This window comes from Chitinophaga sp. (assembly GCF_036569125.1).
In the GTDB taxonomy this organism is placed as follows: Bacteria; Bacteroidota; Bacteroidia; order Chitinophagales; family Chitinophagaceae; genus Chitinophaga.
This window is the reverse complement of record NZ_DATCRF010000291.1, coordinates 1-8,436: the sequence shown is the minus strand read 5'-3', so window position 1 is coordinate 8,436 and position 8,436 is coordinate 1. Positions and strand designations below refer to the sequence as shown.

8 protein-coding genes and 1 tRNA gene are annotated in these 8,436 nt (G+C 48.8%); 4 read left to right on the top strand and 5 right to left on the bottom strand.

All coding sequences use genetic code 11. The annotated features are described in order from the left end of the window. Positions 1-227 precede the first annotated feature (227 nt). The 3 genes from VIM87_RS10670 to VIM87_RS10660 all read right to left on the bottom strand — a co-directional run bounded on the left by VIM87_RS10670 (position 228) and on the right by VIM87_RS10660 (position 2,042). A tRNA-Lys gene (locus tag VIM87_RS10670) sits at positions 228-300 on the bottom strand. A gap of 63 nt (positions 301-363) precedes the next feature. Then, the gene (locus VIM87_RS10665; protein ID WP_331996984.1) at positions 364-1,137 is read right to left on the bottom strand and encodes an MBL fold metallo-hydrolase; all 774 of its coding nucleotides are present in this window, start codon (positions 1,135-1,137) and stop codon (positions 364-366) included. Between the two features lie 23 nt (positions 1,138-1,160). Continuing rightward, positions 1,161-2,042, bottom strand: coding sequence for a LysR substrate-binding domain-containing protein (locus VIM87_RS10660; protein WP_331996983.1), 882 nt, complete (start codon positions 2,040-2,042; stop codon positions 1,161-1,163). Between the two features lie 90 nt (positions 2,043-2,132). Between VIM87_RS10660 and VIM87_RS10655 the strand changes: the two genes are divergently transcribed. From VIM87_RS10655 to VIM87_RS10640, 4 genes are all read left to right on the top strand, one after another. After that, positions 2,133-2,522, top strand: a complete 390-nt coding sequence (locus VIM87_RS10655; RefSeq protein WP_331996982.1) for a cupin domain-containing protein — start codon at positions 2,133-2,135, stop codon at positions 2,520-2,522. 4 nt (positions 2,523-2,526) lie between these two features. Then, the gene (locus VIM87_RS10650) at positions 2,527-2,910 is read left to right on the top strand and encodes a tautomerase family protein (protein ID WP_331996981.1); all 384 of its coding nucleotides are present in this window, start codon (positions 2,527-2,529) and stop codon (positions 2,908-2,910) included. 265 nt (positions 2,911-3,175) lie between these two features. Further along, positions 3,176-4,684 (top strand): S8 family serine peptidase, encoded by a 1,509-nt coding sequence (locus VIM87_RS10645; RefSeq protein ID WP_331996980.1) that lies wholly within the window; start codon positions 3,176-3,178, stop codon positions 4,682-4,684. Between the two features lie 94 nt (positions 4,685-4,778). After that, entirely contained in the window at positions 4,779-5,528 is a 750-nt protein-coding gene (locus VIM87_RS10640; RefSeq protein WP_331996979.1) for an energy transducer TonB, read from the top strand. Between the two features lie 31 nt (positions 5,529-5,559). On the opposite strand, the gene VIM87_RS10635 is transcribed toward VIM87_RS10640, so the two are convergent. Together VIM87_RS10635 and VIM87_RS10630 are read right to left on the bottom strand one after the other, a co-directional pair. Then, complete coding sequence (locus VIM87_RS10635; RefSeq protein ID WP_331996978.1) at positions 5,560-7,992, bottom strand: hypothetical protein; 2,433 nt, start codon at positions 7,990-7,992, stop codon at positions 5,560-5,562. A 4-nt stretch (positions 7,993-7,996) separates the two neighbouring features. Continuing rightward, positions 7,997-8,436, bottom strand: a 440-nt coding sequence (locus VIM87_RS10630) for a hypothetical protein (protein WP_331996977.1), incomplete at its 5' end; no start/stop codon positions are given.

Genomic DNA, 8,436 nt, shown 5'->3' with positions numbered 1-8,436 from the left:
GGGTATGCGAAACCTTTCTCAGATTGATAATTTATATGAAAGTGGCGCAGTAGAAACTCGGCGACAGATCATAAGTTCGATATACCCCGATAAACTGGTATTTACTGGTGACGCATATCGAACTCCTAGAGTAAATTATGCGGTGCAGCTAATATACAGCATGGATAAGGCTTTGGCAGAAAAAGAAAATGGGACAAGCCTATCTGTTTTAGACTTGTCCCATCAGGTGATCCCGCTGGGACTCGAACCCAGGACCCATACATTAAAAGTGTATTGCTCTACCAACTGAGCTACGGAATCATTCCCGTTTTTTGTTTTCGGGAGTGCAAAGATAGGAATTAATCTTTTTCTTCCAAATATTCTTCAAATTAAATTCCCAACCTGGTATACAGCGGTCTCCGCAAACCGGGTGGCTACCACGATCTCTGTTCCGTCAGCATGCTCATTAAATAAAGCCTGCACCAGGTCAGGGGAATTGTTCTCCTGCGAAAGATGCGATAACAGCAAATGGCTCATAAAGGCCGGCCGGTGCGCCTTAAATAACTCCAGCGCCTGCCGGTTGGATAAATGTCCCTGCCCGCCGCGGATGCGGTTCTTTAAAAAATACGGGTATCGTCCCTGCTCCAGCATCTGCTCGTCATAGTTCGATTCCAGGAAAGCCGCATGGCATTGCTGAAAATGGCGGATCACATGCTCGCAGGGTGCGCCGATGTCAGTGAACACCCCAATATTAATATCCCCGCAGTTCACAATAAAGCTGTGCGGTTCAGAAGCATCGTGGAATTTAGGAAAGGCGGTTACGGTAAGGGAGCCTACCTGTACCGGTGTATAAGCGCTGAAGGAGATCACCTGCTGCGCATTTAGCTGCAGCCCGCCGCTGACCAGGGTAGCAGCGGTAATATATACCGGCAGGTGATATTTACGGGCAATTACGGGGATGCCGCGTATGTGATCTGTATGTTCATGGGAAACAAAAATGGCCCTTACCTGGTGCATGGATAGTCCCAGGCGTTTCATCCGCTTCTCCGTTTCACGGCAGGAGATCCCCGCATCTACCAGCACGGCGTCCCAGTCATTACCAATGTAATAACAGTTTCCGTTGCTGCCTGAGTTCAATGATGTAATAAATAACGACATGACTTTACAAAGAAACCGATTTTTTATTTTTTACGAACACCTTGCACCTGCTCGCGTAATGTTTCCTGCAATATTTCTGTAAGCCTTTCCACTGCCGGCGTAGGGTGCTGCTTTTGCTGCTGTAAGAACAGGTGCATGACCGGTAATGCGGGCAGCCCGGCAGATGCCGGCAGCAGCTTACATCCCGGTGGTACGCCTATGGCCGTGCGGATGGTAACCCCTAATCCTGCCTGCGCAGCCGCCCATAGCCCCGCTAAGCTGGGACTGGTCAGCACTATCCGCCAGCTGCGCTGAGCGGCTTCCAGCGCCTCTAAACCTGCCTGGCGTACAATGCAGGGCGCTTCAAATAACAGTAACGGTAATGGCTGATCCGGGACCAGCCGTGTTGCGGGACTGCCGATCCAGCGCAAAGGCAGCTGCCCAATGGGAATAGCGTCTGCCGGTGTATGAAAGTGCATGTTCACAATTACATCCAGCTGGCCTGCCTGCAGCTGTTTCATGAGCACCGCCTGCCGGTCTATCACGATCGTGATCTGCACCTGTGGGTATACTGCTGCAAAACGGGCCAGCACCAGGGGCAGCTCGCTCTCTGCAAAATCTGCGGATATACCTAACCGTACCTGTCCTTCCAGCTGGGTATCGCTCAGGGCGCGTACTGCGCGGTCATTAATGTCCAGCAGCTGTTTGGCGTAGCCCAGCAGCATTTCACCGGCGGCAGTAAGGCGCCAGCCCCGCCCTTGTTTAATGAACAGCGGTTGCCCGGTCATTTCTTCCAGGCGTTGCATTTGCAGGCTCACGGCCGACTGGGAGCGGGCTACCCGGTCCGCAGCTTTGGCAAAGCTGTCAAGATCCACTGCCAGCACAAAGGTTCGCAGCAGGTCCAGGTCCATAATGTCGCTGGTCATAGTTTAATAAAATTGAAGTATTGTATTAGATATTTCAATATTACAAAAGTATGGAATTGCCCTAATTTTGAGCTGCAAAAAATTACAGCCATGAAAACAGTTTGTTTCATAATAGGCTTACTGGTAATAGGAGGGAGTGCATTTGCGCAATCCGGTATCAGCCGCAAAACGTTATTGGAGCACGCACTGGCGCCTGCTACGGTAGAGGATATACGTATAGATGAAATTACCTGCGCACCCGGACAGGGTGCTCCCGCGCATTACCATCCCTGTGAGGTATACGGGTATGTGGTATCCGGGGAGATCGAATACCAGGTAGCCGGCCAGGCGCCTGTTATATTGAAGGCGGGCGATAGCTTTCATGAAGCAGCCAATCAGCCCATACAAACCTTTAAGAATGCGCTGGCCGGTCAGCCCTGCAAATTTGTAGCCATTTACCTGGCTAAAAAAGGGCAGCCCGTTATCATCCTAAAAAACTAAGCATATGCCTTTTGTAAAGATCAATCTTGCACAAAACTTAACGGAAAAAGTAAAAAGTGATATTTCCCTTTCCGTGCACGAAAGCCTGATGGCGCATTTTAATGTGCCGGCAGATGATTATTTCCATGTAATACATGAAGTGCGCCTTACCGACCTGGTATACAGGTCCGGCCACTTTAATGTGCCGCACAGCAATAACCTGGTGTTTATTGAGATCACTGCCCGCCATGGCCGCACTGTGGAAATGAAAAAAGCGTTATACCATTCCATTGCAGAAAAAATAGCTGCACGCACACCGGTTACCATGGACGATGTGTTCATTGTGCTTACGGAAGTAACAGCCGAAAACTGGTCGTTCGGGCAAGGCCTTGCACAAATGGTTTTATAACCAGCCGCCATTTCACCTGATCATATAACCCTGCCTGCCGGTAATTACCGGCAGGTTTTTTGCGTAAACCCGCAGCTCCCTCATACGCTTACCTGCGGCGGATATTAATTTTTTCTGCACTCCCTATATAAAGTTGATTAATCTAAAATATTTAAGTACATTCAATTAGCCCTATGTAGCAGCCAGAGTCATGCACACATATATAGTAGCAATCTGTTTTTAATTTCCAAAATCCGTTTCGTTATTCATTTAAATTTTATTCGCTATGAAAAGAAATCAACTTATGCGTTTGGTCTTACCCCTTATGATGCTCATTGTTATCGCCTCATGTAAAAAAGATCTCAACATCATCAATGGGTCACTGAACAAATCCAAAAAACAACAGGACCGGGGTTTCATTGTAATTGCGCAGGAGGGCGCTAAGCTTGAAACCATCTCTGAAGGTTTAACCGCCTTAGGCGTTAAGAAATTTAAGCTCAAAGAAGCCATCAAGGAACTAGGCTTAATCCATGTACAAACCCCTGATCCCAGCTTCCCTGAAAAAGCAAGAAAGGTCCCCGGGGTACAATCCGTAGCAGTAGACGTTGTAATGAACTGGCGCCTGCCCACAAAAGTTTATCGCTCCTCAGTATCCTACAAACCCGGCGCACATGCTGCTGCCGCAGGACCTATGGCTAAATCCAGCGCTTTAGCCAACAACCCCTACAGCTTTTTACAATGGGATCTGCAATCCATTAAAGCACCGCAAGCCTGGCAAAAAGGCTACAAAGGCCGTGGCGCCAAAGTAGCTGTGCTGGATGGCGGTTTCCTGCTGAACGATGCAGAAATTAAACCCAACATTATTTTAACGCACAGTTTTATTGAAGGTGAGGAAGTACAGTACCATGGCGCAGAAGGTTTCAGCCATGGCACCCACGTTGCCGGCACCATTGCTGCGCTGGACGATGCTTACGGCGTAGTAGGCGTGGCTCCTGAAGCTAAGCTGATGCTGATAAAAGTATTGGATGATAACGGCTCCGGTCCCTGGAGCGGTATCATTGATGGGATCTTCTATGCCGCAAATCATGGCGCCAATGTGATCAACATGAGCCTGGGTGGCGAGCTGCCCCGCAGAACTTTTACAGATGATAACGGCACGCCGGATGATCCCAGCGATGATTACACCGTAGTATATGACCGCGATATAAAGGACCTGGTAATAGCTATGAACCGCGCTACCATTTATGCAAACTTAGTAGGCACCACCGTAATAGCTGCTGCCGGTAATGATGCATATAACTACGACGTGGAAAAGAACTTTATTACTTACCCTGCCGCCTGTTTGGGTGTACTGTCAATTTCCTCCAACGGTCCGCTGGGCTGGGGTATTAATCAGGATACTACTTTATACCGTCCTTCCATTTTCACCAACTCCGGTAAGAACTTTATTTCTTACGGTGCACCGGGCGGTAACTACAGCATTCCTATCAATACTACTATTGTAAACGTAGGCGGTATCGTTAACCCGGAATACATCTTCGACTTTGTGTTTAATATTGGCGCCTGGGATGAAGCTACCGATACGTATTACTATACCTGGTCTGCCGGTACCAGCATGGCCGCGCCTCACGTTTCTGCAGCTGCTGCGCTGATCTATGGTAAATACGGCCGCCTGGCTAATCCTTTACTGGTAGATCTGCTGTTCCGCAAAAGCGCTACGGATTATGGTACGCCTGGTAAAGACCGTTTCTTCGGGAATGGCCAGGTGAATGCCGGTAAAGCAGTGAGCTACTAATAAGTTTGTCCTTCATGTATATATGAAAGAGGTCCGCCTGTAAAAGGGGACCTCTTTTCATTTTAAACCCCTGATATTTTACTATCTTGCCGGCATGAAACGCATTTTAATTTTATTTAATTTGATTGCGGCGCTGGCCGGTCATTCCATAGCGCAGGAAACCACCCTGGAAGGCGTAAAGGTTTCTGAAGATACCCTGGCCGCTTACCCGGGCGGGGAGCAGGCTTTTGACCAGTATATACTCACCGGCCTGCGTACTACCAAAGCGGCGCTGGCAGCTAATGTTAGCGGTAATGTGGTGATTAAGTTCGTGATAGATGAAAACGGACGGCTGGGTGACGTATTTATCACTAAAAAGCTGGGGTATGGCTGTGATGAGCAGGCTGTTGGCCTGTTACGCCGTATGCCTCTATGGCAACCGGGCGTGATCAATGGAAAACGGGTTAAGACCCGGCTGGAAAAGGTTTTCCATTTTTATACAGATAATATGCTGGCTGCTGATAACGCAGCGGAATTTTCGCGTGATATGCTGCCGGCCGGGCCTTCCAGGTTTGGCACACAGGAGCAGGATCTTGAAAAATACCTGCAGGCTAACTTTGTGTACCCCGCAGGTGTACAACAGGATGTTGCTGATGTGCTGGTGATCCGTTTCAGGATCGCGCCCAATGGCGCTACCGATAACGTACAGCTTATAACCGGCCTGGGTGATGCTTTTGACCAGGAAGCCATCCGCGTAATAAAAACGATGCCGGCCTGGCAGCCTAAACTGGCCGACTTTAAACCGGTAGAAGATTACCGCGAGCTGGTGATAGGCTTTAAGAACAGAAAGCCTTTAATACGCTAAAAGCTAAATGCTAAAAGCCGAACGCTAAAAGCTACAATTTTTCCAGTACCAGGATGTCGGTATTGATCATTACTACCCGGTATTGCCGCTGCAGTTTTTTCTGCTTATTGTAAAGCTGTAACAGCTTAGCGGGTTTGTTAAACTCGTAACGATACCCATCTTCCCATTTGGTCTCCCTCCCGTAATTACCAGCATAAAAAAGGCGGTTGCTGTTCTTTTCTACAGGTTGCCTGTGTAATACCAGCCTGGCATTTACGAAGAAAGAATCTGCCATAAACACCACCTGCTTATAAACGGAATCGCCTGTTTCATAGTCCGGTCTGTCCGGCTCTTTAGGTGTGTACACTTCATAGGCGCCGGCAGAATCCCGGCGGGTCCAGGTTTTGAGCATTTCATTCCTGTAGCCGGGAACATAATCCTCATGTTTTTTATCCTTTATAAAATAAGCGGCGGCATCACTTTCATAATAGCGCCCTTTGCCGGCCAGCACTGCATTCAGCTCTGCGGTTAAGCTTATATTGCCCTCTTCTTTGTAGCTATGTTTTTTTGCAAAAACGGCCGGGTGATGCGCTTCTCCCGCAGCTCCGTAAATAGCCATGTTGCCTTCAATATCCTCTTCCATCAGTGCCATAGCACTGATCTTACGGTCAATGTACAACACATTTTGCAGCTGATGCCGGCTATCCATTAACTGCAAGTAGCCGAACAGCTGTTTCATTTTATCGCTGCGCTGCCGTTGTATAATACATTTCAGGAACACCACATTTTTGCCTTTGTATAAAGCCTGTAGTTTTTCCAGGTTATACAGGCCAAGGGTGGCATTCTCTTTTCGAAAGTTATGGTTGTACATGGATATTACCACTACTTTGCCGCGATAGCTTTTCAGCACTGCCTGCCAGTCGGCTTCGTTATTAACTTCACGGATGCGCGTACTGTCCAGCTTTACTGCCAGGCCGGCGCTGGCGGTTTTAATGGCCTGCTGGCGGTTAAGACTGTCTACCAGCCACCAGGGCATGGTTGCTGCTGCAGCAGCATCTTTAAAGATATTCAGCCGGTAGGTAGAGGGGATCCGCAGATCATCCTCGGAATAGCTGCTGTGCAGCAGCTGGTACAGGTTAGCGGCAAAAAGCGCCGCGGGGTCTTTAAGGATAGCGGCATTCCGGGCATAAGCCACAGAATCGCGCTGTTCCTTAAAAAATTCATCCTGTATTTTCCGGGTCAGGTAGCGGAAGGCAATGGCCGCATCTTTATCGCCGTTGAAATAGGTTTTAATGATTTCTTCATCCTTCATATTGCGCAGCAGCGCGCCATCTTTTTGGATGGCTTTATAAGGCTGCATAAATTCCGGTGAAAGAAAGCGGCTGTAATCGTTATTAATGCGCTGCGCCATCTTATCTGTAGAAAAGGAGTAGCGCATACCATTACTGCGGCTGCCATCACGCAGCCGGTCGGCATAATAGCCGGCCATCTGGTAAAAGTTGTCGTGCAGCACGGCGTAAGGTGATCCCGGCACCAGGTAGCGCTGGTACAGCTGCTGCGCTATGGCGCTATCTGCATTACGTGTATCGGATAAGCGTTTGTAGGCGTAATCATACAACACTTCCTCTTTTATATAATCAATAAGAACCTGCGGCGCCTTGGCCGGTGAGTACACCTGCGATAGCGCGGTTATGTTCTGTGTATAGGCCGTATCATTTAAACCGCTGCGGTAAGTTAAAAAATGCTGGTACTGGTTGTTAAGGTCTGCATCATCGCCCATAACAGCTACCCGTTGTGCTACCAGGTCAAAGTCCGGGTTAGGGCTGGTTACTTTGATATCCGGGTTCACGGCCAGCAGCAGGCTGCTGCCGGGTTGCGCCAGGAAGGTGGCTATTTTATCCTGGTTGTAGATCAGCGTACATTTTTGCAGCTTGTACAGCGGAAAGGTAATGTTAAAGCGGCCTGTTTTATCCAGGTCGGCCGGGAAATACTCCGCTTCGCCGGTCAGCACATTTTCATAGCTTATCAATACATAGTTGTATTGCAGCTTGTTCCTGGGGGCGGTGGCCGGCAGCTGCAGGTAACCTTTTACCGTGGCCGTACCTACGCGGAACAGCGGTTGTTTTAAAGGCTGCTGTATGGGCTGGTAGCTGTAATTATAAGTACGTGTATGCTTTAACGTTTGTGGCTGCCCGTTCTCCGTAAGTATAAGGGTATGGGCGTCCTTCAGGGAAAGGCCCAGCCGTTTGCCGGCTAAGGTTATCTGCCAGTGATCATTACTGCCGGTAATGGCCGTAATAAGGGAAACATTATCCTGGTAACAGGCCACATCGTTATACAACCCTATTACAAACTGGTTGCTGCCATCTGTTTTAAGCCAGTTGCCGCTTAGCGCTGCGGGCACCGTTGTTTGCTGTGCAAGCGCCATAGCGGCATTCAGGCATAACAGCAGGGCAGCGGCGCCCCTCCGTATTATAGTATGCATGGGGTTAATTGCTGGTTAGCTGTATACCGGGAATAAAGATCTTCCCGCTTTTCATATCCATATATCCTTTTTTTCCATTCGGCATTTCCACCAGCCAGGCGCGCAGGTAGGGATCGCTGGTATAGATGTTCTGCAGCACCGGCGGGGTTATCTCGTTCAGGTCCCTGCCCAGGATACCTATCTTGTTATTGCGGATGGTTTTGTAATAGCTGCCGGTGTAAATAATATCATCGTACTGAAAAGGCGCCAATACTTTTCCGGCCGGGTTAATAATCCCTGCTTTCCCGTCTTTTACGGCTTTCAGCGTTACGGAAGGTATATCGCGGCTATAAGGGTCATAGTTCAGCTTTTGCAGGTTCGTATAGCCGTTCAGGTCAAAGGTATTTAAGATCTCTGTTTCACCGGAGGTGTATAAGGGGCGGTTTTCAAGAGTGAGCTTCCACC

Bases quoted from the DNA above. Each gene is read 5' to 3' on its own strand.
- VIM87_RS10665 (WP_331996984.1), bottom strand. From the start codon at position 1,137: ATGTCGTTATTTATTACATCATTGAACTCAGGCAGCAACGGAAACTGT.
- VIM87_RS10660 (WP_331996983.1), bottom strand. From the start codon at position 2,042: ATGACCAGCGACATTATGGACCTGGACCTGCTGCGAACCTTTGTGCTG.
- VIM87_RS10655 (WP_331996982.1), top strand. From the start codon at position 2,133: ATGAAAACAGTTTGTTTCATAATAGGCTTACTGGTAATAGGAGGGAGT.
- VIM87_RS10650 (WP_331996981.1), top strand. From the start codon at position 2,527: ATGCCTTTTGTAAAGATCAATCTTGCACAAAACTTAACGGAAAAAGTA.
- VIM87_RS10645 (WP_331996980.1), top strand. From the start codon at position 3,176: ATGAAAAGAAATCAACTTATGCGTTTGGTCTTACCCCTTATGATGCTC.
- VIM87_RS10640 (WP_331996979.1), top strand. From the start codon at position 4,779: ATGAAACGCATTTTAATTTTATTTAATTTGATTGCGGCGCTGGCCGGT.
- VIM87_RS10635 (WP_331996978.1), bottom strand. From the start codon at position 7,992: ATGCATACTATAATACGGAGGGGCGCCGCTGCCCTGCTGTTATGCCTG.